The 21,901-nt window shown below is 61.0% G+C and carries 25 protein-coding genes and 1 tRNA gene; 11 read left to right on the top strand and 15 right to left on the bottom strand.

What is annotated here, in order from left to right; translation table 11 throughout:
- Window positions 1–143 precede the first annotated feature (143 nt).
- A complete protein-coding gene (locus tag ACZ5TH_RS03265) occupies window positions 144–2,096 on the top strand; it encodes a peptidylprolyl isomerase (protein WP_464794599.1) in 1,953 nt (650 codons plus the stop codon).
- Window positions 2,080–3,621: an anthranilate synthase component I gene (gene trpE / locus ACZ5TH_RS03260; RefSeq protein WP_464794598.1), complete on the top strand. Its 1,542-nt coding sequence runs from the start codon at window positions 2,080–2,082 to the stop codon at window positions 3,619–3,621. The genes ACZ5TH_RS03265 and trpE overlap by 17 nt, the downstream gene beginning before the upstream one ends.
- Here the strand turns inward: trpE and ACZ5TH_RS03255 are convergent, their stop codons facing one another.
- From ACZ5TH_RS03255 to ACZ5TH_RS03245, 3 genes are all read right to left on the bottom strand, one after another.
- Window positions 3,622–3,894: a DUF4242 domain-containing protein gene (locus tag ACZ5TH_RS03255; protein ID WP_196224035.1), complete on the bottom strand. Its 273-nt coding sequence runs from the start codon at window positions 3,892–3,894 to the stop codon at window positions 3,622–3,624.
- Window positions 3,895–4,046: 152 nt separating this feature from the next.
- Window positions 4,047–4,817 (bottom strand): NUDIX hydrolase, encoded by a 771-nt coding sequence (locus tag ACZ5TH_RS03250; RefSeq protein ID WP_464794597.1) that lies wholly within the window; start codon window positions 4,815–4,817, stop codon window positions 4,047–4,049.
- Window positions 4,818–4,885: 68 nt separating this feature from the next.
- Window positions 4,886–4,961, bottom strand: a tRNA-Ala gene (locus tag ACZ5TH_RS03245).
- Between the two features lie 199 nt (window positions 4,962–5,160).
- Here ACZ5TH_RS03245 and ACZ5TH_RS03240 point away from each other — a divergent pair.
- Window positions 5,161–6,081, top strand: a complete 921-nt coding sequence (locus ACZ5TH_RS03240) for a DUF2171 domain-containing protein (RefSeq protein ID WP_449471806.1) — start codon at window positions 5,161–5,163, stop codon at window positions 6,079–6,081.
- Window positions 6,082–6,280: 199 nt separating this feature from the next.
- Window positions 6,281–6,619 carry a DMT family protein gene (locus ACZ5TH_RS03235; protein ID WP_464794596.1) on the top strand — a complete coding sequence of 113 codons (339 nt, stop codon included), beginning with the start codon at window positions 6,281–6,283 and terminating at the stop codon, window positions 6,617–6,619.
- A 12-nt stretch (window positions 6,620–6,631) separates the two neighbouring features.
- On the opposite strand, the gene queA is transcribed toward ACZ5TH_RS03235, so the two are convergent.
- The 5 genes from queA to ACZ5TH_RS03210 all read right to left on the bottom strand — a co-directional run bounded on the left by queA (window position 6,632) and on the right by ACZ5TH_RS03210 (window position 10,279).
- Complete coding sequence (gene queA, locus ACZ5TH_RS03230) at window positions 6,632–7,660, bottom strand: tRNA preQ1(34) S-adenosylmethionine ribosyltransferase-isomerase QueA (RefSeq protein ID WP_464794595.1); 1,029 nt, start codon at window positions 7,658–7,660, stop codon at window positions 6,632–6,634.
- Between the two features lie 69 nt (window positions 7,661–7,729).
- Window positions 7,730–8,488 (bottom strand): peptidylprolyl isomerase, encoded by a 759-nt coding sequence (locus tag ACZ5TH_RS03225; RefSeq protein WP_464794594.1) that lies wholly within the window; start codon window positions 8,486–8,488, stop codon window positions 7,730–7,732.
- 94 nt (window positions 8,489–8,582) lie between these two features.
- A complete protein-coding gene (gene coaD / locus ACZ5TH_RS03220) occupies window positions 8,583–9,095 on the bottom strand; it encodes a pantetheine-phosphate adenylyltransferase (protein ID WP_464794593.1) in 513 nt (170 codons plus the stop codon).
- A gap of 3 nt (window positions 9,096–9,098) precedes the next feature.
- Window positions 9,099–10,007, bottom strand: a complete 909-nt coding sequence (locus ACZ5TH_RS03215) for a polyprenyl synthetase family protein (RefSeq protein WP_464794592.1) — start codon at window positions 10,005–10,007, stop codon at window positions 9,099–9,101.
- A gap of 11 nt (window positions 10,008–10,018) precedes the next feature.
- Entirely contained in the window at window positions 10,019–10,279 is a 261-nt protein-coding gene (locus ACZ5TH_RS03210; RefSeq protein ID WP_196224044.1) for an exodeoxyribonuclease VII small subunit, read from the bottom strand.
- A gap of 170 nt (window positions 10,280–10,449) precedes the next feature.
- Here ACZ5TH_RS03210 and ACZ5TH_RS03205 point away from each other — a divergent pair, with 170 nt between their 5' ends.
- Complete coding sequence (locus tag ACZ5TH_RS03205; protein WP_460987795.1) at window positions 10,450–10,833, top strand: hypothetical protein; 384 nt, start codon at window positions 10,450–10,452, stop codon at window positions 10,831–10,833.
- 49 nt (window positions 10,834–10,882) lie between these two features.
- Here the strand turns inward: ACZ5TH_RS03205 and ACZ5TH_RS03200 are convergent, their stop codons facing one another.
- Complete coding sequence (locus tag ACZ5TH_RS03200) at window positions 10,883–11,326, bottom strand: DUF805 domain-containing protein (protein ID WP_464794591.1); 444 nt, start codon at window positions 11,324–11,326, stop codon at window positions 10,883–10,885.
- A gap of 107 nt (window positions 11,327–11,433) precedes the next feature.
- Between ACZ5TH_RS03200 and purL the strand changes: the two genes are divergently transcribed.
- A complete protein-coding gene (gene purL, locus ACZ5TH_RS03195) occupies window positions 11,434–13,611 on the top strand; it encodes a phosphoribosylformylglycinamidine synthase subunit PurL (protein WP_464794590.1) in 2,178 nt (725 codons plus the stop codon).
- A gap of 38 nt (window positions 13,612–13,649) precedes the next feature.
- Here purL and ACZ5TH_RS03190 read toward each other — a convergent pair whose 3' ends face one another.
- Window positions 13,650–14,417, bottom strand: a complete 768-nt coding sequence (locus ACZ5TH_RS03190) for a methyltransferase domain-containing protein (RefSeq protein WP_464794589.1) — start codon at window positions 14,415–14,417, stop codon at window positions 13,650–13,652.
- A 59-nt stretch (window positions 14,418–14,476) separates the two neighbouring features.
- On the opposite strand from ACZ5TH_RS03190, the gene ACZ5TH_RS03185 reads away from it, so the two are divergent.
- The 3 genes from ACZ5TH_RS03185 to bfr all read left to right on the top strand — a co-directional run bounded on the left by ACZ5TH_RS03185 (window position 14,477) and on the right by bfr (window position 16,586).
- Window positions 14,477–15,721, top strand: a complete 1,245-nt coding sequence (locus ACZ5TH_RS03185; protein WP_464794588.1) for a DUF418 domain-containing protein — start codon at window positions 14,477–14,479, stop codon at window positions 15,719–15,721.
- Window positions 15,722–15,776: 55 nt separating this feature from the next.
- Window positions 15,777–15,947: a (2Fe-2S)-binding protein gene (locus ACZ5TH_RS03180; RefSeq protein WP_464794587.1), complete on the top strand. Its 171-nt coding sequence runs from the start codon at window positions 15,777–15,779 to the stop codon at window positions 15,945–15,947.
- A gap of 159 nt (window positions 15,948–16,106) precedes the next feature.
- Window positions 16,107–16,586, top strand: a complete 480-nt coding sequence (gene bfr / locus ACZ5TH_RS03175) for a bacterioferritin (RefSeq protein WP_196224051.1) — start codon at window positions 16,107–16,109, stop codon at window positions 16,584–16,586.
- 37 nt (window positions 16,587–16,623) lie between these two features.
- On the opposite strand, the gene ACZ5TH_RS03170 is transcribed toward bfr, so the two are convergent.
- Window positions 16,624–17,031, bottom strand: coding sequence for a (deoxy)nucleoside triphosphate pyrophosphohydrolase (locus tag ACZ5TH_RS03170; RefSeq protein ID WP_449471791.1), 408 nt, complete (start codon window positions 17,029–17,031; stop codon window positions 16,624–16,626).
- Window positions 17,032–17,111: 80 nt separating this feature from the next.
- Between ACZ5TH_RS03170 and ACZ5TH_RS03165 the strand changes: the two genes are divergently transcribed.
- Together ACZ5TH_RS03165 and ACZ5TH_RS03160 are read left to right on the top strand one after the other, a co-directional pair.
- A complete protein-coding gene (locus ACZ5TH_RS03165; protein WP_460987789.1) occupies window positions 17,112–17,297 on the top strand; it encodes a Flp family type IVb pilin in 186 nt (61 codons plus the stop codon).
- A 136-nt stretch (window positions 17,298–17,433) separates the two neighbouring features.
- Entirely contained in the window at window positions 17,434–17,595 is a 162-nt protein-coding gene (locus tag ACZ5TH_RS03160; RefSeq protein WP_196224054.1) for a Flp family type IVb pilin, read from the top strand.
- A 373-nt stretch (window positions 17,596–17,968) separates the two neighbouring features.
- Here ACZ5TH_RS03160 and ACZ5TH_RS03155 read toward each other — a convergent pair whose 3' ends face one another.
- Genes ACZ5TH_RS03155 through ACZ5TH_RS03140 form a run of 4 tightly spaced genes read right to left on the bottom strand, consistent with a single transcriptional unit; the run spans window position 17,969 to window position 21,851 of the window.
- Window positions 17,969–18,913, bottom strand: coding sequence for an acetyl-CoA carboxylase carboxyltransferase subunit alpha (locus tag ACZ5TH_RS03155; RefSeq protein ID WP_464794586.1), 945 nt, complete (start codon window positions 18,911–18,913; stop codon window positions 17,969–17,971).
- 11 nt (window positions 18,914–18,924) lie between these two features.
- Entirely contained in the window at window positions 18,925–19,842 is a 918-nt protein-coding gene (locus ACZ5TH_RS03150; protein WP_464794585.1) for a tyrosine recombinase, read from the bottom strand.
- Between the two features lie 4 nt (window positions 19,843–19,846).
- Window positions 19,847–21,658, bottom strand: a complete 1,812-nt coding sequence (locus ACZ5TH_RS03145) for a hypothetical protein (protein WP_464794584.1) — start codon at window positions 21,656–21,658, stop codon at window positions 19,847–19,849.
- Window positions 21,659–21,662: 4 nt separating this feature from the next.
- Window positions 21,663–21,851, bottom strand: a complete 189-nt coding sequence (locus ACZ5TH_RS03140; protein ID WP_196224058.1) for a hypothetical protein — start codon at window positions 21,849–21,851, stop codon at window positions 21,663–21,665.
- Window positions 21,852–21,901: the final 50 nt, after the last annotated feature.

Here is a 21,901-nt window from a genome sequence, read left to right as displayed (position 1 = left end):
ATCCGCCAACCCGCGCCGAGCCAGCCCCGACAGGCCGATGGACAAAGGCACGGCATTTGTCCAGCCAAGCCGCACTTGCCGCCGCGACGATCCGCCCCTAAAGCGGGCCGCCCTTAAAAGTCTTTCAATTCTGGACTTACTTCATGCTTTCAAACTTCCGCCGCTTCATCCACTCGAAATTCGGCGCCCTCTTCGCGCTCCTTTTCCTAGGCGTCATCGCGGCGGCGTTCATCATGGGCGACGTCACGAGCGGCAAGTTTGGCACCTCTCTCGGCGGCGGCGGCGAGACTGTCGCGAAAGCAGGCGGCACCCGACTGACCCTGCCCCAGTTCCAGGAACGGGTTCAGCGCGTCTTCGAAAATGCCCGCCGCGCTACCCCGGGTCTTCAGATCGGCGATTTCCTCGCCCAAGGCGCCGCTGGCCAGATTTATGATCAGCTGGTCGCCGCGATGACGCTGAAAGAATATGCAAAGGATCAGGGCGTCCACATCTCCAAGCGTCTCGTCGATGCGCAGATCGCCCAAATCCCCGCCTTTCAGGACGCCGCAGGCAGGTTCAGCCAGGAAAATTTCCGCCAGCTTCTGCTCCGCGAACGCATCACGGAACAGGCGCTGCGAGAAGACATCACCCGCGAAATTCTTGAACGGCAGATGCTCGCTCCGCTCGGCCTTGGTGTGAAGCTGCCGAACAGCGTCATCCTGCCCTATGCCTCGCTGCTGCTGGAGGCGCGCCAGGGGACGATCGCTGCTGTCCCCGCCACAGCCTTTGCGGACATTAAGGATCCCACGGACGCACAGCTCGCCACCTACTATCAGCAAAATGCCGGGCGCTTCACCATCCCAGAGCAGCGCCGCATTCGCTACGCCGTGATCGATGGCGAACGCTTCGCGCAAGCCTCGCAGCCGACTGACGCCGAAATTGCCGCATCCTATAATCAGAACAAGGCGAGCTATGCCGCCAAGGAAAGCCGCAATTTCGAGCAGCTCATCCTACCCAGCGAAGCCGCCGCGAAAACGATCACAGAGCAGGTGAAGGGCGGCAAGTCGCTCGCAGCCGCTGCGCAGGGCGCAGGGTTGGAGGCGTCGGCACTGATGGATCAAAGCCGTGAAAGCCTGACCACAACAACTTCCGCCGCAATCGCAAATGCGAGCTTTGCGGCCAAGCAAGGCGAACTTGTCGGCCCGATCCGGGGACCACTCGGATGGATTCTCCTGCGCGTATCGAACGTCAAGACCGTTCCCGCGCGACCGCTGTCAGCCGTGCGCGACGAAATCGCAACGACGCTCCGCTCGCAAAAGCAGAAGCGCCTGCTGAGCGAGTTCACCGGAAAGGTGGAAGATCAGATCGCCGATGACGGCAGCTTTGAGGAAGTGGTGAAGGACAACGGCCTGAAGCTGGAAACAACGCCCTTCCTGATCGCAAACGGCAAGCAGGTCGAGGATCAGGCCTATCAGGCTCCGGCCGATGTCCGTCCGCTGCTGGCTCCCGTGTTCCAGATGAGCCAGGATGATGACGCGCAGCTTGTGCCCGTCACGCCCGACCAGCGCTACGCCCTTGCCGCGCCCGCCGAGATTCGCGCCGCCGCCCCGCCGCCGCTGGAAAAGGTGAAGCCCCTGGTACTGGCCCAGTATAAACTGGCGCAGGGCAACGCCAAGGCGAAGGCCGTGGCCGAGCAGATCCGCGCGAAGGTCGCCAAGGGCATGAAACTTGCCGATGCCGTGGCCCAGGCTGGCGTCCGCCTGCCCGCGCCGCAGACCGTGGGCGGGCGCCGCGCCGATATCATGCGGGAAGGTCAGCGTCCCCCCGCAGAGGTCGCGATCCTCTTCTCCATGGCAACGAACAGCGTCAAGACGATGCCGATCGGTCAGGATCGCGGCTATTTCGTCGTGCAGCTGAACGGTATTAAACATGGCGATGCGGGTGGCCAGACCGCCCTGCTTGATCAGGTCCGCAGCCAGCTTGGCGATGTCGTCGGTCAGGAATATGGGCAGCAGTTCGAACGGGCGGTCGAAAAGCAGCTTGGCGTGACCCGGAACCCGTCAGCTGTCGCCAGCGTCCAGCGCGCGCTTGCCAGCACCAATGGCGGCGCACAGTAACATGGTTGCGGGCAGCGCAGGCAATGACGGGATAGCGGCTGCTCATGCCGCACTGGCCGCTGGCAATTCGGCGCTGGTGTGGCGCCGCCAGATCGCGGACACGGACACGCCCATCTCCGCCGCGCTCAAGCTGTTTGTGGCCGATCGCGGCGACTTTCTGCTGGAATCGGTTGAAGGTGGCGCGGTTCGCGGCCGCTATAGCCTGATCGGCCTCGCGCCTGATCTTGTCTTCCGCGCGGAGGGACAGGCGGCGGAGATTAATCGTCATTGGGCGACTGACCCACAGGCATTTGTTCCGGAAGCGGCGGGGGCGCTTGATGCCTTGCGCGCGCTTGTGGCGGAATGCCGGGCTGATCTTGACCCCGCGCTTCCCCCTGCCCTCGCCTGTCTGGTGGGCTATTTCGGTTATGAGACGGTCGGCCTTGTCGAAAAGCTGCCCCGGCCAGCGCCCAATCCGCTTGAACTGCCTGACATGCTGTTCGTGCGGCCGACCATCATCCTTGTCTTCGATCGGCTGGCTGACGCGCTGTATCTTGTCGCCCCGGTCTGGAAGGGCAGCTTCAGCGATGCCGACGCGGCGATCGCGCAGGCTCTGGAGCGGATCGATGCAACGGCGGCGCGTCTGGCGGCGCCCTTGCCCCACGCGCCTGCTCCCCAGGACATTACCGATGTCGATGTGACCCCCGCGCTGGAGCCGGGTCGCTACAAGGCCATGGTCGAGCGGGCCAAGGACTATATCGTGGCTGGCGACATATTTCAGGTGGTGCTCGCCCAGCGTTTCACCAGCCCCTTCACCCTTCCGCCAATCTCGCTTTACCGAGCGCTGCGACGGATAAATCCTTCGCCTTTTCTTTATTATCTCGATCTGCCCGGCTTTGCCCTGATCGGTTCCAGCCCCGAGATTTTGGTTCGTGCACGGGATGGTGAAGTCACCATCCGCCCGATCGCCGGAACGCGGCCACGTGGCAAAAATGCTGTCGAAGATGCTGCCAATCGCGAAAGTCTGCTCGCCGATCCCAAGGAGCGAGCAGAACATCTGATGCTGCTCGACCTCGGGCGCAATGATGTGGGGCGGGTCGCTACCGCCGGGTCGGTGACGGTCACCGACAGCTATAGCGTCGAATTTTACAGCCACGTCATGCACATCGTGTCGAATGTCGTTGGCCGTCTTTCGCCGGACAAGGATGCGCTGGACGCCCTTTTCGCGGGCTTCCCGGCAGGCACGGTTTCGGGCGCACCCAAGGTCCGCGCTTGCGAGATCATCGCGGAACTGGAACCGGAAACGCGCGGCGCCTATGCAGGCGGCGTCGGCTATTTCGGACCCGACGGCAATATGGACAGCTGCATCGTGCTACGCACCGCCGTGCTCAAGGATGGCATCATGCACGTCCAGGCAGGCGCGGGCATCGTCGCCGACTCCACGCCGGAATATGAGCAGCGCGAATGCGAGGCGAAGAGTGGCGCACTCCTCGCGGCAGCGCGGGAGGCCGTCGATCTCGCGCGGCAGGCTGGCTTCGGGCAATAACTACTCGGCGGTCGTGGGATCAATCGTCGACCGAACTCTGGCGATGCTGTTGGCGGGAAGCCCCGCAAGCTCGGCATGCTGTCGGATCAACTCTTCGCTGGGAGCGCGATAGAGACAATAGATCTTGTCGTCCGTCACATAGCTGTGGACCCATTGTATCTCGGGTCCAAGTTCGCGCAGCACATTGCACGAACCTTGTGACGCGTTCCTGAGCTCATCGCCCCGCAGCCTTCCCGCGCCGGGCATCTCTCTTTCTATCACGAACTGCGGCATGACCACCTCCATGCGTGAAGAGCACCGAATCTATGCCTGTGTGCGGCGCGAGTCCATGACGGCGATGGCCTCCCGCCAAACGCGCGGCGATTTAGTCGCGCTGGAACATCACTGAAATGAGCGGGAACGCGCCATCTGAGACAGCGCATGGCCTAACCACGCTGCACACGCTCCATCGGTTCCGACGTCACGGGATAACCGAGATGATCGGGGATGCAGAGATGGCGCACGCCGCCTCTCTCTTCCAGCCAGGGACTGATCTTTTCGACGGGAAAGGACGCGGCGTGGGCCGCCATCGCGGCGAAGCTGTCGAACAGGGCCAATCGCTCAAGATTGCGGCGGGTCGGGAAAATGATGCGCCCACCGCCCGCGTCGCACAGGGCGATCGTGTCTCTTGCGCTCATCCAGAACAACCGGACATTCTCGGTCGTATCCGCACTTGCGACCTGCCCTTCTGGCGCGCGTACCAAATAGAAATGCGTGTCATAAATGCGCGCGGCCATTTCCGCATCCGCAGGATGCCAGCGGCTGAATGGCACCAATTGATCGAGGGCGAGCCTGATCCCATGCGCTTCGATGATCGCCGAAAGACCTGCGCCTCCCGTCAGGGCGCGCCGCATTTCGAACAATTGCACCGGATCGGGCCGCACCCCAAAACCGATGCCAAGGCCGCTTTCCTCCAGCGTTTCACGGATCGCCGCCAGCCGAGCGGCGGTCTCCTCCACGTTGCCGGATGCATCCACGGCGCGGGCCAATTCCCGATCCGCCTCATCAACCGCGCCTCCCGGAAACACCAGCGCTCCCGCGGCAAAAGCCATGCTCCCAGCGCGTTCCATCATCAGAATATGCGGCGGCCCATCGGGCATGTCGCGGACGATTACAGCTGTCGCTGCTGCCCGGCCTTCACTTTTGGTCGATGCCATGAAATCCGCCATAGGCGCGTACAATGCTAGCGGTAAAGTCCTTCCGGATCACCCCGTCACTGAAGGGGTGGTGGAGCCGAGGGGGATCGAACCCCTGACCTCGTCATTGCGAACGACGCGCTCTCCCAGCTGAGCTACGGCCCCGAAGGAGCGCTGCCTATAAGCGAGCGGAGATTCCCTTGCAACGGGCTTTTTCGGAAAAGCAGGGACTTGCCGCAACATCGGCAGCACGGTGCGGAAGAGCGATGTTACCCGCACGTAACATCCGGAACGATGCGCCCTGCTGCTCATTGGTGATGCAACGGCTTTTATGCCGTAGCAACAGCAGCCAAGGAGAAGGACGATGGGCTATCAAGGCGGACGTCGCTATGGCGACGATGACAGGGCTCGCAGCGACTGGGATCGCGGATCCGACCGCCATCGCGGACAGCGTGACTGGCGCGATGATCGTAGCTATCGCTACGGCACGCGCGGCCAGTTCAGCGGTCCGGATTCTCGGCGGTCACCAGAACAGTATGATCCGGAAGAGCGCGGCTTTTTCGATCGCGCCGGAGATGAAATCCGTAGTTGGTTCGGCGATGAGGAAGCAGAACGCCGCCGCGAATATGACGAATATTATAATCGCCCCTATGGCGACCCGCGCGATGAAAGCAGCCGCATCGGGTTCGCCTCGGCATCACGCAGCAACCAATATCTGCCGAACCGCGGCTATGCGCCCTATACGGGGGAACGCAGTGGCTATGGCAGCGAGGATCATGGCAATCGCGTACGCGCCTACGGCCCCACGCATGATTATGGCGAGCATCATGACGCCAACTATTATGCGTGGCGACAACAGCGGATGAATGAGCTGGACCGCGACTATGCTGAATATCAGCGGGAGCATCGCGATCGTTTCAACAGTGAGTTCGGAACCTGGCGCACGCGGCGCACCGAACAGCGCCAGGCGGCGCAACAGGTCCGCGAACATATGGAAGTCGTCGGAAGCGACGGCGCTCATGTGGGTACGGTCGATCGGTTAAGTGGCGATCGCATCATCCTGACCAAGAATGATCAGGATGCCAGCGGCGTGCACCACTCCGTACCTTCGTCCTGGATCAGGTCGGTGGACGAACAAAGGGTGACGCTGGAAAAGACGGCCGATGAAGCGCACCATGCTTGGCGAACCGAACGCGAGCAGAATGCTCTCTTTGGCGAAGGGCGCGAACAGAGCGGATGGAACGCTGGCGGCGTCAGTTCGCGCGATACGGAACGCAATCGCTAATCGAATACAAAAATAGGCAAGGGGTCCGGCGGAGGTCCGGACCCTTTGCTTGTCCGAGCCCTCTCCCCCGCAGCGGTGATCCGATCCCACCTTCAATGCGTCCGGCATGGAGGGAGGATGATATAAAGTCGATCAAGCCGTTGCCATTGGGCCTCAAGCAATGCCAGAGCGCAAACTACAAGCGTTACGAGGCCCTTTCATGCCAACCATATTGCTGCTGGTCATTTCCAACCTTTTCATGACCATAGCTTGGTACTGGCATCTGAAGGACGGGATGGGAAAGCCGATCCTGTTGGTCATCCTGATCAGTTGGGGCATCGCGCTCGTCGAATATTGTTTCGCCGTACCCGCAAATCGCATTGGGTTCGCCAGCGGCTGGAGCCCAGGTCAGTTGAAGATCGCACAGGAAGCAATCGCCCTGATCGTTTTCGGAGGCTTCATGGTGACGGTTTTGGGTGAACCACTCCATTGGCGCCACGCGGCCGCCTTCCTGTGCATAATGGCGGCGGTCGGCTTTCTGTTCGTAGGACGATCCTAAAGCATCTCCAAGCTAAGGCAGAAGCAGCGACGAGTCCCCATAGGAATAGAAACGGTATCCGCTTTCTATGGCATGCGCATAAGCCGCCTGCATGCGTTCCCGCCCCATCAAGGCACTTACCAGCATAAACAGGGTCGATCGCGGCAGATGGAAGTTGGTCATTAGCCCATCCACTGCGCGGAACTGGTAGCCCGGTGTTATGAATATGCGGGTCTCGTCCGCGAACGGACGGATCACCCCATCTTCCCCGCAGGCACTCTCAAGCAGGCGCAGGCTGGTCGTGCCCACCGCTATAAGGCGACCACCAGCTTGGCGCGCAGCATTCAGCCGGTCAGCGGCGGCTTGCTCGATCCGGCCCCATTCCGCATGCATCCGGTGATCATCGGTATCCTCCGCCTTCACGGGCAGAAACGTACCCGCCCCTACATGAAGCGTCAGCGTTTCCGACATGACACCCGCCTCACTGAGTGCCGCCATCAGCGCGGGCGTAAAATGCAAAGCCGCCGTCGGAGCCGCCACCGCCCCGTCCTCGCGAGCGAACATGGTCTGATAGTCACTGCGGTCGCGGGCGTCCGTAGGCCGCTTGCTGGCGATATAAGGCGGCAACGGCATGCGCCCCGCCCGCTCCAATAGCACCTCGACAGGCTCATCCCCCTCGAAGGTCAGCGTCACCCCGCCATCGTCATCGCGCGCGCCCGCCAGCGCGGTCACGCCTGCACCGAAATCTATCTGGTCCCCCTCGCGCACCCGCTTGGCATTGCGAAGGAACGCCTGCCATTGCCGCAGGCCAAGGCGCTTGTGGAGCGTGGCGCCGATCTTCGCCTGCCCCCGCATGCCCTCCAACTGAGCGGGGATGACCTTGGTATCATTGAACACCAGCACATCACCGGCGCGCAGCAAGGCGGGCAAATCCCGGACTGTGCGATCTTCGAAAGGCTTTTCGCCATCGACCAACAACAGGCGCGCCGCATCACGTGGCGACGCGGGCCTTAACGCGATGCTTTCAGGCGGCAGTTCGAAATCGAAAAGATCTACGCGCATGCGGGCGCTGTCCTCAAGGCACGGCCATCATGCCGATGCGAGACCGGCATGATCCACTTCAGGTGCGACTTATCGCTTCTTCTGTGATGACGCTTTCTTCACCGGTGCGGGTGCGGGCGCGATAATGGAAGGCGCGGGCGGCGTGGGAAGCGCCATGACCGGCGGCTTGCCGTCGCTTTCAATCGATGCCTGCAGGATCGTGGTCGGGTTTACGGGCGGCTCGCCCGGCGTGATGGCATCGACATATTGCATGCCTTCGATCACGCGGCCGAAAACCGTATATTTCTTGTCGAGCTGCATGCGGGGCAGGAACAGGATGAAGAACTGGCTGTTGGCGCTGTTTTCGTCCTGCGCGCGGGCCATCGAAACGGTGCCGCGAAGATGCGGCATCGGGTTGAATTCCGCCTGCAAGTCGGGAAGCGATGATCCACCGGTTCCGTCATTCTTCGGATCGCCGCCTTGCGCCATAAAGCCGGGGATCACACGGTGAAATTTCAGGCCGTTATAAAAGCCCTGCCGCGTCAACTGCTTGATACGTTCGACATGCTGGGGGGCGATGTCCGGACGCAGCTGGATGCGAACACGGCCGCCGCTCGACAGGTCAAGATCCCAGACATCCTGGGGATCTACGGGCACCGAAGCGGGCGGTAGTTTCGCGCTGGGATCCTGTCCCATCGACTTGGCATTCTGCTCCGCCCGCGCGGCAGCCTCGGCCCTTTTTGCCTCTTCGGCATTAGCGCCTCCGCCACCCTGGGCCAGCGCCACGCCGCCCGACGCATAGAGAGCGATAGTGATCGCCACGGTCTTGAACGCCGAACTGAACCGCATGGATGAGCTTTCCCTAATATCTAAAGCCTGGTGGCGAAGCTGCTCTGATAACGCGCTCTTCGCGATTGGCAACTGAACGAAGGCTGAGCGGCCCTTATTGGTCGCCCTTCTTTCCAATCTCGCCGACCCGCGCCACCACCTGCTGGCATGTCGCGGGGCTGACGAACTTGTGGATCGGACCGCCGTAAAGCGCGATTTCCTTGACCAGCCGCGATGCGATCGGCTGAAGCGAGACATCGGCCATGAGAAATACAGTCTCGACACGCGGGTTAATCTGCTGGTTCATCCCCGCCATCTGATATTCATATTCGAAGTCGGCAACGGCGCGCAGGCCACGGATGATGACGCTGGCACCCTGCGATTCGGCGAAATCCATCAGCAATGAATTAAAGCCAGTGACAACGATCTCCGTGTCGACGTCGGCGCATTCGCGACGCACCATTTCCAGCCGCTCTTCATCGGAGAACATGGGCGATTTGGAAATGTTGGTGGTCACGCCGATCACCAGCTTGTCGACCAGCTTGGCCCCTCGACGAATAATGTCCATGTGACCCAAAGTGATCGGGTCGAACGTGCCGGGATAGACCCCCACCCGCTGCCTGCTCATGCCTTACCGGTCCCTTTCCACGATATAGTCTGCGATCGATCGCAGCAGATCGGCCTCCCCGCCGAAACCATGAAGATGCGCCTTGGCCTGATCAACCAGCAAGCGCGCCTGCTCACGCGCGCGCTCCACACCCAGCAGGGACACGAAGGTTTCCTTGCCCGCCGCCGCATCCTTGCCCAGCGCCTTGCCCGCCAGATCGGCGTCACCTTCAACGTCCAACAGATCGTCGGCAATCTGGAAAGCCAGGCCGATGTCGCGCGCATAGCCGTGCAGGCTGGTGCGGGCCTCGGCCGGGATGCGCGCCATGATCGCCGCCGCATCCACACAAAAGGCGATGAGCGCCCCGGTCTTAAGCTGTTGCAGGCGCGTTACGGTGACAAGGTCGAAGCTGGTGCCTTCCGCCTCTAGATCCATCATCTGCCCACCCGCCATGCCCGCAGGACCACTGGACAGCGCGAGCGCCTTTACCAGCTCCACCCGCACGAATGGGTCCGGATGCGTTTCTTCATCCGCCAATATCTCGAAGGCAAGATCATGAAGGCAGTCCCCGGCCAGGATCGCCGTCGCCTCATCAAAAGCCTTGTGGATCGTCGGCTTGCCCCGGCGCATGTCATCATCATCCATCGCCGGTAGATCGTCATGCACCAGCGAGTAAACATGGATGCATTCGACAGCCAGGCCAACGCGAAGCAGCGAATCCTGGGAGATGTTGAACAACTCGCCCGCCGCCTGCACCAACAGGGGACGCAATCTCTTGCCGCCGCCTATGGCCGCATGGCGCATGGCCTCATAGAGGCGCGCACGCGGATCATCAGGAACCGTCAGCAACAGTTCAAACGCGTGATCAATGTCCGCGGCGACGGCAGCCGCCCGGACAGTCACCACCGCTGAACCGGAGGTCAGCCCCTCCATGGCCGCGGCGCTCAATCCGCGCCGAAAGGCTGGGCGCCCGTGACGGCGCCGCTGGGATCGATGGTCAATTTCTGGATGCGGGCCTCTGCCGCCTGCAAGCGTTCAAGGCAGCGCTTGCGCAGCTCTTCACCCTGCGCATAGAGCGAGATCGACTCGTCGAGCGGCACGTCACCGCTTTCCAGCCGGCGAACGATCGACTCCAGCGCCCGCAGCGCATCCTCAAACGACAATTGGGACAAATCGCCCGGTTCTGTCTTGCTGTCTTCGGCCATGCCCCATGCATTGGCGAGCGCAGGTGGCCGGGTCAAGCCTGCACCACGCCGCAAGGCCGATTCCGGGCCTGCTTGTAATAAAAGCGTCATCCAAACTCGCACAAGACTGGAGGGATTTTGGCAGTTTTGCGTTGACGCTCGCGCCAGCAAGTGCACATAGAAGGACCGCTATGAAATATTATCTCCCCCTGATTTCCGCCGTTGCTCTCAGCATGCTCTCCGCTTGCAACAAAAATGATGAACCCGAAGTCGTCGGCGGCCCTGCCGATCCGATGGCTCAACAGCTCGCGAATGCCGCACCTGTCGAACTGCCCCCTTCGGTAAAGGTAAGCCGCCAGTATCGCTGCAAGGATAACAGCCTCATTTTCGTCGACTTCCTGAGCGACGACAAGACCGCGAACCTGCGCACTGAAAAGAACGGCGCGCCGACAAAGCTCGTCGCCCCAGAAGCTGGCAAGCCCTTCACGGCCGAAGGCGGCTATTCGGTCGATGGCAGCGGCAAGCAGATCACCGCCACCCTTCCGGGCAAAAGCGGGCTTAGCTGCAAAGCCTGATCAACATTTCCATGTCTTTCACAGGCCGGGCTCAACAGCCCGGCCTTTTTCATTTCCCTATCCTGCCGACCAGTTCGGGTTCACCAACCTCGACGGGGTCGGGACCAAAGCGGTTGGGACCGCGCGTCCCGCTCATGATGAAGAAGACCAGCAGAACCAGGCTTCCGATCAGCGGAAAGAAAATGATCAGCAGCCAAAAACCGCTCCGATCCGTGTCATGCAACCGCCGCACCGCCACGGCGAGCCAAGGGATTAAAATAGCCAGGCCGAACAGGCCGGTGAGCGGCCCTCCCCGCGTGTGATAGCCGGTATCGAACCACCAGGGACCGCGCCGTACCCAATGTTCGGTGGTGCTCAGGCCCAGCAGCCCTTCGACAATGCCGATCGCGATGAAGCAAAGCAGAAGGAAGAGGATGAACATCCAATATTCCTTCGGCCGCGCACGACCGGAAAAACGGGCGTAGCGGCGCAGCGGCAATAACATCCATTCCATATGCCCCGTCCTCCGATCGGTGTTCCAACGCATATAAATAGCATGTTTTCCCGACTTGGGCTGGCCAAGGATTGTCTATCCGCCCCTCCCCGGCTAAAGGCGCGCTCATGTCGACCGCAGCCACTCAGATCACCCCGGAAATCGTCGCCGAACATGGCCTTTCGCCGGAAGAATATGACCGCGTTCTGAACGCCCTCGGCCGCGAGCCGAATCTGACGGAACTGGGCATCTTCTCGGTCATGTGGTCGGAGCATTGCTCCTACAAGTCGAGCCGCATCCACCTGAAGAAGCTGCCGACCGAAGGCCCACAAGTCATTTGCGGTCCCGGCGAGAACGCAGGCGTCGTCGACATCGGCGATGGGCAGGCGGCGATCTTCAAGATGGAGAGCCACAACCACCCGTCCTACATCGAACCCTATCAGGGCGCGGCAACGGGCGTAGGCGGTATCCTGCGCGACGTCTTCACCATGGGCGCGCGTCCAGTGGCGAACATGAACGCGCTGCGCTTTGGCCGCCCCGATCATCCGAAGATGAAGCATCTCATCAGCGGCGTGGTGCATGGCATAGGCGGCTACGGCAATTGCGTCGGTGTGCCGACCGTGGGCGGCGAGGTGAATTTCCACCCTGCCTATGACGGCAACATCCTGGTCAACGCAATGACCGTGGGCGTCGCGGATACCGACAAGATCTTCTATTCGGCTGCTTCGGGCATCGGCAACCCGATCGTCTATGTGGGATCGAAGACCGGCCGCGACGGCATTCATGGCGCGACCATGGCCTCTGCGGATTTCGGCGACGACGCCGACGCCAAGCGCCCGACCGTGCAGGTCGGCGATCCCTTCACTGAAAAGCTGCTGATCGAAGCATGTCTTGAACTCATGGCGTCCGACGCGATCGTCGCGATTCAGGACATGGGCGCGGCGGGCCTCACCTCTTCCTCGGTCGAAATGGCGTCCAAGGGCGGCGTCGGCATTCAGCTCAACATGGACGACGTGCCGCAGCGGGAAACCGGCATGACGGCCTATGAAATGATGCTCTCGGAAAGCCAGGAGCGCATGCTCATGGTACTCCAGCCGGGCAAGGAAGCTTTCGCCGAAGCCATTTTCCGCAAGTGGGAACTCGATTTCGCCGTCATCGGCCATGTAACCGACACGGGCCGCATGGTGCTGGTGCACAAGGGCGAAACGGTGTGCGACATTCCGCTCGCCCCGCTGGCCGACGATGCGCCGCTCTATGATCGCCCGTCGATGCCGAAGGATGACTATAAGGCGTGGGCCAAGGTCCAGCCGCTGGGCGAGATCGCTGAAAGCGCGGACATCGGCGCCGACCTCGTCAAGCTGATGGGCTCACCAGACATCGCCAGCCGCCGCTGGATCTGGGAGCAATATGACCACATGGTCGGCGCCGACACGGTGCAGCGCCCTGGCGGCGACGCGGCAGTGGTGCGCGTCCACGGCTCGCAAAAGGGCATCGCGATCAGCACCGATTGCACTCCGCGCTATTGCTATGCCGATCCCTATGAGGGCGGAAAGCAGGCGATCGCCGAATGCTATCGCAACATCTCGGCCGTCGGCGCGACGCCGCTTGCCGTCACCAACTGCCTGAATTTCGCCAATCCACAGCGTCCGGAAATCATGGCGCAGCTCACCGGCTGTCTGGAAGGCATGGGTGACGCCTGTCGCGCGCTCGACTTCCCCATCGTGTCGGGCAACGTCTCCCTCTACAATGAATCCAAGGCGACGGGCGGCGGCTCGGCAATCCTGCCCACCCCCGCCATCGGCGGCATCGGCCTTTTGAAGGACGTCGATGTGATGGCGACCGTCGCCTTCAAGCAGGAGGGCGACGCAATCTGGCTGATCGGCGGCGAAGGCTCACATCTCGGCCAGTCCATTTGGCTGCGGGAAATTCAAGGCCGCGAAGCTGGTGACGCGCCGAAGGTAGACTTGACCGCCGAACGAACCAATGCCGAAGCTGTCCGCACGTTGATCGCGCAAGGCAAGGTCAGTGCCGTTCATGATATTTCAGATGGCGGCCTGCTGGTTACCATCGCCGAAATGGCGCTGGCAGGCGGAATGGGCGCGCAGCTCGACATCGAATTGAACACCGCAGCGGCCTTTGGCGAAGATCAGGGCCGCTATGTCGTAACAGCGGCGGCGGGTACGGAAATCGCCGGGGCAGTCAGGATCGGTACGGTCTCCGGCGACAATGTGGCGGGCTTGAGTCTCGCCGACCTGCGCTCTGCGCACGAGGGTTTCTTCCCCAACCTGATGGACGCTGAATTGTAAGTGCCAACACACATGGCTCCTGCCCAGCGGGAGCCATGTCAAGCAGGCCGGGTCACCCGTCCGAACAATATCTGATAGGCGTCAGTGCCGCCTCCGGCATCGAAGGCAGCCATCACCTTCTTCAGTTCTTTCGGCGAAAGCGGTTTCCGGCCCTCGCTCGATACGACCGCGCCAATGCCCTTCAAATGAGCAATCAGGCCACGCGCCCCGGTGCAGCTGAGCGGACAAGTTTCATCAAAGGCGAAGGCATCCTCATATCGGCGCAGCATTGACGACAGTTTATCGAGCGAAGGGTAGTCGGGCACGCCGGGAACGAGGTCGCAAGCCTGATGAGCTGCTCGCCATTGACCAAAACTCTCCTTTCCCATGGTAGAAAAGATCAGGCTGCCCCCCGGTCTCAACAACGCCACCAGGCGAGCGAGGGCCTCTTCCAGATCATCGAACCATTGAAAGGCGAGGCTCGACAGGATGAGGTCGAACCATTCCCCCTCGAACGGCGGCGCTTCGCCATCCATGGCAAGAAACGTCCCCGCGACGAACGCCCCTGTAGCCGTTCGAGCAAGCATTTCCGGCGAAATGTCGGTGACCAGCAGCTCCGCCCTCGGCCAGCGCTGCTGAATATCGCGAGTCAGCAGGCCCGTGCCGCAACCAATCTCCAGGATGCGCCCCACTCCGCTGGGCTTCTGCCGCTCAGCAAGGTCGGCGACCAGCGCCGCCGCCGCGCGCTGGGGACCGGCATGATCTTCGTAATGGCCGACCGCCGCGCCGAACGCTTCGCTTATCCGTTGCTTACGGCCGCTGTTCATGTCTAGTCGCATGACAGAGCCCCGCCGACTTTGCCAGCGTCTTTAAGGAACCTCGCCGCATGTCTCCTCCTTCATCCCGGATTGCCGCTATGGACGTGCTGCGCGGGTGCGCCGTCATGGGCATATTGTGGATGAACATCAGCGCCTTTGCCCTGCCGCAGACGGCCTATTTCAATCCGACCGCTGTTGGCCCGCTGTCCATCGGCGATAAACTGTTCTGGCTCATCAGCTTCCTGTTTTTCGACGGAAAGATGCGGGCTCTTTTTTCGATATTGTTCGGCGCTTCCATGCTGTTGTTGATTGATCGGGAAGAGATGGAGGGGCGTGATGGGCAGCGAGCGCAAATCATTCGGGCGGCTTGGTTGTTCATCTTCGGCCTTGCCCACTATCTGCTGCTATGGGCAGGCGACATATTGATGAACTATGCCCTGATCGGGCTGATCGCGATGCTGTTCGTCCGCAAAGAACCGTTGGCGCTCATCAAATGGGCATTCTCGTTCTTCCTCGCGCATTTTCTGATCTGCGCGCTGTTCATATTCAGCATCCACGGATGGGCAGACGCGGCCGTCGCACCAAGCGCGACCGCCAGCATCCGGGATAGCTTCGCGCAATATATCGGACCATTCACCAACCCCGATGACCCTGCCATCCGGCAGGAGATCGTCACCTATCGCGGCAGCTTCGCAGCCATTCTGACGCATCATTTACACCTTTTCGTCCACGATTGGTGGTGGACCTTCTTCATGAGCGCATTCGACACTCTTGGGTTCATGCTCATGGGCATGGCGATGCTTAAGGGCGGCTTCCTGACCGGACGATGGGAAGCGGAGCAATATTGGCGCACTGCCCGCCATTGTTTCCTGGTCGGATTGCCACCCATGGCGGCGCTAGCAGGCTGGCTGCTCTGGCAAAACTTCCCTGTCGTTCCGTCCATAGGTGTGTCGCTTGCCTGGTCATTTCCCTTTCGCATCCCGCTTGCAGCCGGCTGGGCAGCACTGATCCTTTGGATATTCACGCGACATCGCCAGAGCCGCATGACGATGGCCGTCGCGCGCACGGGGCGCCTCGCTCTCAGCAATTATCTCGGCACCAGTCTCATCATGTGCGCTGTCTTCTATGGATGGGGCCTAGGGCTATTTTCGCATCTCCGGCCTTTGGAACTGCCGCTGGTGGTGCTGTGTGGATGGCTGTTCATGCTTGTTTGGTCGACAGCGTGGCTATCTCGATTCGCCATAGGACCCTTGGAATGGCTGTGGAGAAGTTTGGCGCGCGGTAAATCGCAAAAGATTCGCAACAGCATCTAATCTTCTATTGCGACCCATTATCATTTGAGATATTTCCCGACTCAGGGAGAGCCTCATGGTCGTCTGTGTCTGCAATGCCATTCGCGAAAAGGATCTGAAGGAAGCCGTGCGGAGCGGCGCCGATACCCCTTGCAGCGCTTATGCTCGCCTCGGCCGTCGGCCCAAATGCGGCCAATGCGTACCTTTCGCCCGCACGCTGATAGCTGCCGAACGCGCTACCGCCTGATCCGATTGCGTGACATCCGCAGCGGACGTCCCTCTTTTTGCCGCGAACTCGACGCAATAGCGGCTTGCAAAATCCCCCTTTTCTGCGGCTTTCCGGTTAACAAAGCCCCGCGATGGCCCTATAGTTACGGCTTCATTCCAATAGCCCGAGGACAGCGCCATGAAGGGTGACTCAAAAGTCATCGACTATCTCAACGAGGTCCTCAAGAACGAGCTGACCGCGATCAATCAATATTTCCTGCATTACCGTATGCTCGATCATTGGGGCATCGAGAAGCTCGCCAAATTCGAATATGAAGAGTCGATCGATGAGATGAAGCATGCCGACAAGGTGGCGGAACGCATCCTCTTCCTCGACGGCTTGCCCAATTTCCAGCTGCTTGGCCGCCTGAAAATCGGCGAAACGGTCGAAGAAGTGCTGAAGGCCGATCTTGAGCTGGAATATGAAGCACTTCCCGTTCTGAAGGACGCCATCGCCCATTGCGAGACAGTGCGCGATTATGTCAGCCGCGACCTGTTCCAGTCGATCCTCGAAAGCGAGGAAGAGCATGTCGATACGCTGGAAACCCAGTTCGAAATGATCGAACGCATGGGCATTCAGAACTACATTCAGCTGCAGAGCAAAGCCAGGGAAGAGTGATTCGGCGGGCGAGGTCGCCCCGGCAGCCCGCCCAGTTTCAAATCAGCGAATCGAGCAGCCCAATCAACGGCAGGTCCGCCGGCGGCATATCCAGCGCATACATCTGGTTGGGCCTGACCCATTTAAGTTCCGTGGCATGCCGCGCCTCGGGCAGGCCCTCCCATTTTCGGCAAACATAGAGCAGAAGCAACAAGTGCCGGTCTCCTAGCGCCTCACTGGCGAAAGCTGCGGGCGCAAGGCAACTTGTGTGCGTGCGGATGCCGAGTTCTTCTTCTAACTCTCGGACAAGTGCAGCCTCCGGGGTTTCGCTTTCCTCCAACTTGCCCCCAGGAAATTCCCACAGCCCCGCCATCGCCTTACCAGGCGGGCGTTGCTGAAGCAGCACCCGGCCATCGGCATCGACAAGTGCTGCAGCCACTACCAACAGGGGATGAATTGTCGTCATATTCGTCCAGCAAAGGGGTTTGTTAACTCTGGTTCTTTTACAAGGCTAAACGGGACTGTCTGCAATAAACGGGTGATGCAATGCGCGGGTTGATCAAACGCCTATCCCGATCGAGGTTGTTGCAGTGTCAACGGGGAGCAACCGCAGTCGAATATGGGCTGATCCTGGCTCTGGTCTGCCTTGCCGCACTCGCGGCGATATCGAATGTCGCGACCAAAACTACAAACATGTGGAACAACGTCTCCACAGAGGTTCTCGCGCATTAACCATCAATATCTAACACTTCCTTCGCGCCATTAAATCTTTGTCAACCTAACTCCCATAAACCGTCCATAGCTGACCTATTTCAAGCGGGGCGGCCGGGTAGTTAAACGGGATTTTTTCTAGTCAAGGAGACTTCACATGAAGTTCGTTCGCAAGATGCTGAAGAATGAAAAGGGTGCAACCGCCATCGAGTATGGCCTGATCGCAGCTCTGATCGCTGTCGCCGCCATCGGCGCAATGACCAGCCTCGGCGGCAAGCTGGGTAACACCTTCAATAAAGTTTCGGCCAACATGAACTGATTTCGAAACCTTTTAAAAAGGGCGGCGGGAGCGATCCCGCCGCCCTTTTTTATGTCTTCTCATCGGCTCTTCTGAAGGGTTAGGTAATAATCTTGACCCGTGGGCAGACCGTAGCACGCTTTGCACGGTCAAGGCGTTGAGAGTCGGGAAGCGTTCCAACAGATAATCTGTATAAGCCATGCGTCGGCTAATCGATTGCACGTCACCTGCCTCGGTGATCACCACGCGGACGCACACTGCTTTATGGCAATGGCGCCCCGTGCAGTGATTCGCGTGACGTACAGGTCGATGGACGTCACCGTCTGACATGCTCAACCCGTTATCGAGACGAAACGACGTCCCGGACGCATGTTCCCAAGGAAGCAGCCTTAGATCAAGCGCCGATGGCGAGGAACTTATCAGCCCGGTCAGTACGAAGATCCTGCGGGCTCAATCCGGCAAGGGAATCCAACTCTTCGCTAATGGCGGCACCTAAACTGGCGATCGCCTGCACCGGCTCACGATGCGCGCCTCCAATGGGTTCTGCAATGATCCGGTCGATGACGCCCAAATCCTTAAGATGCTGGGCGGTAACCTGCATGGCAGTGGCGGCATCGCTCGCCTTGTTGGCGGTGCGCCACAGGATCGATGCGCAGCCTTCGGGCGATATGACCGAATAGACCGCATGTTCGAACATCAACACCCGGTTCGCAGCGGCCAACGCCACCGCGCCGCCGGAGCCCCCCTCACCCACTACCGCCGCGACCATGGGCACACCCAAAGCCAGACATTGTTCGGTCGAGCGGGCAATCGCCTCAGCCTGACCGCGCTCTTCCGCCTGTACGCCCGGGAACGCCCCCGATGTGTCCACCAATGTGACGACCGGCAGCCCAAAACGGTCAGCCAATTGCATCAGGCGGATCGCCTTGCGATAGCCTTCAGGCTTCGCCATCCCGAAATTGTGCCGAACGCGGCTGGCAGTATCGTCACCCTTTTCATGACCGATCACCATGACGCGGCGGTCACCCAGCATCGCCAGACCACCAATGATCGCCTGATCATCTGAAAACGCGCGGTCACCGGCAAGAGGCATAAAATTGTCGAACATGCCCGCGACATAATCCTTGAAATGCGGGCGATCGGGATGACGGGCGACCTGAGTCTTCTGCCAAGGCGTTAGCTTGGCATATGTATCCACAAGCACCTTGGTCGCGCGCTGTTCAAGCTTGTCGATCTCGTCGCCGATATCGATGTCGCCGGCGCTGGCCGTAGCGCGCAATTCGATGACACGCGCCTCTAGCTCGGCGATAGGTTTTTCAAATTCCAGAAAGCTAACCATGGCCGACGGCGTTAGGGGGCAGACGCTTCTTCGTCAACGAAACGATGGCGCATTGTCGCCAGTGGATGACGGCTGTTGACCAGTTCGACCAATCGGCGGCTATCGACATGGGTGTAGATTTGCGTCGTGCCGATATCGGCATGGCCAAGCATCGACTGCAACGCGCGTAGGTCCGCTCCCCCTTCCAGCAGGTGCGTGGCGAAGGCATGGCGCAGCACGTGGGGACTGACCCGCTGCGGGGCGATACCCGCGGCGGCGGCCAGTTGCTTCACCAGTTGATAGAGCCGAATGCGGCTGAGATAAGTTTTCCCCGACGGGAACAGCCAGGGACTTTCAGCAGGGACATGCGGCAACCATATGGAAACGGCGGCCCGCGCCCGATCCGATATCGGCACCAGTCGCTCGCGCGCGCCCTTGCCCTTCAAAATCAGGAACGGCCGATCCGCTGCCAGCGCGCGACGGGGCAAGGATACCAGTTCGGTAGCCCGTAAACCGGAACCATATAACAACTCGATCAGGGCGGACAGACGAAGATCCAACGCGCTGGGATGCTCGACCGCCAGTTTCTGTTCGATCAGGGCAAAGAGTGATTCGACTTCCTGCGCGGACAATATCTTCGGCAGGGACCTTCGCGTTGCGGGGCGTGGTAGCGCCGTGGAAGGATTGTCGGCCCGCAACCCCTCTTCTTCCAGAAAGCCGTAAAATGCGCGCAGTGCGGAGACTTTTCGCGCAACGGATGAGGCCGCCAGCTCCGCCCAGGCCGTGGCCAAGCCCCCAACGGTTTCCTTCGTCGCGATCGAGAGGCCACCCAAAATCGCCGCCGCGCCTTCCAGGTCGGCGCGGTAGGCCAGCAGGGTGTTGCGCGATGCCCCCCGTTCAGCAGCCATCATTTCCAGAAAACGACCGATCAGCGCGCCATCTTCTCCCATGAGATTAAATCCGCGTGATCGCCTCCGCCGCGATCATCCGCGCTTCGGGATCAAGCCCGACCTGATGCAGAGCAGCGACGATATGATAGAGATGAGCGGGCGGCAGACGATTCCACTCCGCCGTTTGCATGCCCACTGCCGCGAGCAGGACAACGGTGGCTTTCTCCCCCCTCGCTGCCGCCTGATGGATCGCCCTCGCCCATCGGCTGTTCACCGCCAGGTTGAGCCCCCTATCCTTTGCCAATGAAGCGCTTGCTTGCGAATTGATGCGAGCAAGGCCCGCCAGCGCAGCAATCAGCATCTGGCCTTTTTCCGCGCCAGCTTCGTCCGCGAAGGAAGAAATCCGGCCTTCGCTGATATCGACAACTGAACTGGGCGCGCCAACCGCCAGCAACGCCCAAAGGTCGCCAGCGCCATCCCCCTCCGCCTGACGAGCCACCCCGCTCCAGCGCGCCGCGCTGCGATCATAACCTGCGGTCAGCATGGCGGCGATCAGGTGGGCGGCCTCTCGCGCATCAATGTTCGCGACCGGCAAAGCGGCGGCGGCTTTGGCCGTGGCGATCAGGCCGACATAATCGGGCCTGCCATTGTCCCGCCACAGCGTCCGCATGGCCTGGACCCGCTCTTCGGGCGAGCCACCGCGATAGGCGGTGCGCAGCGCGTCGATCCGGTCGGCGATTTCGGGCGATGCATCGCCGTCAGCGCCAAGCTGGCTGTAGAAACCTACCAAAGCCTGGCTTGAAAACACGCCAAGCCGCGCTGCCGCCTCACTGCCTGGCAGGCGACGAACCGCGCTAAGCGCAGGCGCGCGCGCTTCCCACGCGCGGACGTGGCGCCCGGCGGTGGCATATAGCGGTTCGGGAATTTCCACATTGAGCGCGGTTGCCAGGCCAAAGCGCCATGCGGTCAGCCCATCGACCCCATCCCATTCGATCTTCACCGATCGCCGCGCGTCAAAGCCGGTGCCCACGACTTTTTCCGCAAGCCGATAATCTATACCGCGCACCACGCCGCGCCGCTGGGCCTGATTGAGCGCAGCGCTCGCCGACCCCTGATCGCCCGACAATGCCGGGCAGATCGCCCGCGTCATGTCCCACCCCGGCTCCTTGCTGTAACGCAGCGCGCCAGCCGACAGAGGGCACAGGCCAGCCGGATCCGCCGTGGCCAGATAAGTCTGCATCGCCACCGCATAGAGGCGTGGCGTGAACTTGTCCGAATCGACGCTCTGCACCAGCAGCCGCGCGCTATCAGCCTCACCCATGCGCAGCAGCAACCATGCCCGCTCTGCAACCCAGTCGGCGCCGTCGATATCACGAGGCGTGTCGGTCGCGGAGAGCAGCGCACGCCGCAGCAGGATAGAGGCCCAACGCGACGTGATCGGCGCTCGCGTTTCCTTCATCAGCGTGGCGAGAAATTGCCCGGACTGTGCGCCGAAGGCATCAGGCGCCATGCCACGCCGTTCCGGCGTCAGCGGCCCAATTCGATCCAGCGACCGATGCGCGCCTTCAGGAAGGTCATATTTCTGCTTTTGCGCCGCCAGCTCTTCTTCTGAAAGCGCTTCGTCCGGGCCATTCCCCACTGCATTATTGGCAGGAGTCATAGCGCTGCCGGACGGCAAGGGCTGAATCATCGGCACGGGAGCAGCCGGACCCACCGGACGCGGCGTTTGCGGTCCAGCGGCCGGTGGCGTCTCCGGCGCCTCTCCAAAGCCGGGGGGCAGGAGCGATTCAGGCGACTCCTGCGCAATCACCGGCAGCGTGAGAGCGAGCGCAAGCGTTCCAAGCGCCCATTTCGCATTCAACCGGCCTTGACGCATGCCCTTATTTGCCCAGCTTTTCGGCGGGAATGGCCTTTTCCACTCGCTGCTGCGGCCGTTCTCCGCCGCGCGACCAGAGCAGCGCGACCAGACCGATCACCAGGACGATCAGGACGATGGGAATGATGGGCAAGCGCGTGCCGCGACGACGCGAACCGCTCTCGAAGGTGCTGAAGGAACGATTGCTTCTCATGAATCCTTGTGCGGCCGAGCCGTGAAGTTGAGGAAAGTTGCGATTTGCCT

This window comes from Sphingobium sp. TomTYG73 (assembly GCF_055394245.1).
The sequence above is the reverse complement of the archived record's forward strand: the minus strand, read 5'-3'. Positions and strand labels throughout refer to the sequence as shown.

Excerpts from the sequence above, each read along its gene's own strand:
- ACZ5TH_RS03265 (WP_464794599.1), top strand. The coding sequence starts at position 144 with ATGCTTTCAAACTTCCGCCGCTTCATCCACTCGAAATTCGGCGCCCTC.
- trpE (WP_464794598.1), top strand. The coding sequence starts at position 2,080 with ATGGCGGCGCACAGTAACATGGTTGCGGGCAGCGCAGGCAATGACGGG.
- ACZ5TH_RS03255 (WP_196224035.1), bottom strand. The coding sequence starts at position 3,894 with ATGCCGCAGTTCGTGATAGAAAGAGAGATGCCCGGCGCGGGAAGGCTG.
- ACZ5TH_RS03250 (WP_464794597.1), bottom strand. The coding sequence starts at position 4,817 with ATGGCATCGACCAAAAGTGAAGGCCGGGCAGCAGCGACAGCTGTAATC.
- ACZ5TH_RS03240 (WP_449471806.1), top strand. The coding sequence starts at position 5,161 with ATGGGCTATCAAGGCGGACGTCGCTATGGCGACGATGACAGGGCTCGC.
- ACZ5TH_RS03235 (WP_464794596.1), top strand. The coding sequence starts at position 6,281 with ATGCCAACCATATTGCTGCTGGTCATTTCCAACCTTTTCATGACCATA.
- queA (WP_464794595.1), bottom strand. The coding sequence starts at position 7,660 with ATGCGCGTAGATCTTTTCGATTTCGAACTGCCGCCTGAAAGCATCGCG.
- ACZ5TH_RS03225 (WP_464794594.1), bottom strand. The coding sequence starts at position 8,488 with ATGCGGTTCAGTTCGGCGTTCAAGACCGTGGCGATCACTATCGCTCTC.
- coaD (WP_464794593.1), bottom strand. The coding sequence starts at position 9,095 with ATGAGCAGGCAGCGGGTGGGGGTCTATCCCGGCACGTTCGACCCGATC.
- ACZ5TH_RS03215 (WP_464794592.1), bottom strand. The coding sequence starts at position 10,007 with ATGGAGGGGCTGACCTCCGGTTCAGCGGTGGTGACTGTCCGGGCGGCT.
- ACZ5TH_RS03210 (WP_196224044.1), bottom strand. The coding sequence starts at position 10,279 with ATGGCCGAAGACAGCAAGACAGAACCGGGCGATTTGTCCCAATTGTCG.
- ACZ5TH_RS03205 (WP_460987795.1), top strand. The coding sequence starts at position 10,450 with ATGAAATATTATCTCCCCCTGATTTCCGCCGTTGCTCTCAGCATGCTC.
- ACZ5TH_RS03200 (WP_464794591.1), bottom strand. The coding sequence starts at position 11,326 with ATGGAATGGATGTTATTGCCGCTGCGCCGCTACGCCCGTTTTTCCGGT.
- purL (WP_464794590.1), top strand. The coding sequence starts at position 11,434 with ATGTCGACCGCAGCCACTCAGATCACCCCGGAAATCGTCGCCGAACAT.
- ACZ5TH_RS03190 (WP_464794589.1), bottom strand. The coding sequence starts at position 14,417 with ATGAACAGCGGCCGTAAGCAACGGATAAGCGAAGCGTTCGGCGCGGCG.
- ACZ5TH_RS03185 (WP_464794588.1), top strand. The coding sequence starts at position 14,477 with ATGTCTCCTCCTTCATCCCGGATTGCCGCTATGGACGTGCTGCGCGGG.
- ACZ5TH_RS03180 (WP_464794587.1), top strand. The coding sequence starts at position 15,777 with ATGGTCGTCTGTGTCTGCAATGCCATTCGCGAAAAGGATCTGAAGGAA.
- bfr (WP_196224051.1), top strand. The coding sequence starts at position 16,107 with ATGAAGGGTGACTCAAAAGTCATCGACTATCTCAACGAGGTCCTCAAG.
- ACZ5TH_RS03170 (WP_449471791.1), bottom strand. The coding sequence starts at position 17,031 with ATGACGACAATTCATCCCCTGTTGGTAGTGGCTGCAGCACTTGTCGAT.
- ACZ5TH_RS03165 (WP_460987789.1), top strand. The coding sequence starts at position 17,112 with ATGCGCGGGTTGATCAAACGCCTATCCCGATCGAGGTTGTTGCAGTGT.
- ACZ5TH_RS03160 (WP_196224054.1), top strand. The coding sequence starts at position 17,434 with ATGAAGTTCGTTCGCAAGATGCTGAAGAATGAAAAGGGTGCAACCGCC.
- ACZ5TH_RS03155 (WP_464794586.1), bottom strand. The coding sequence starts at position 18,913 with ATGGTTAGCTTTCTGGAATTTGAAAAACCTATCGCCGAGCTAGAGGCG.
- ACZ5TH_RS03150 (WP_464794585.1), bottom strand. The coding sequence starts at position 19,842 with ATGGGAGAAGATGGCGCGCTGATCGGTCGTTTTCTGGAAATGATGGCT.
- ACZ5TH_RS03145 (WP_464794584.1), bottom strand. The coding sequence starts at position 21,658 with ATGCGTCAAGGCCGGTTGAATGCGAAATGGGCGCTTGGAACGCTTGCG.
- ACZ5TH_RS03140 (WP_196224058.1), bottom strand. The coding sequence starts at position 21,851 with ATGAGAAGCAATCGTTCCTTCAGCACCTTCGAGAGCGGTTCGCGTCGT.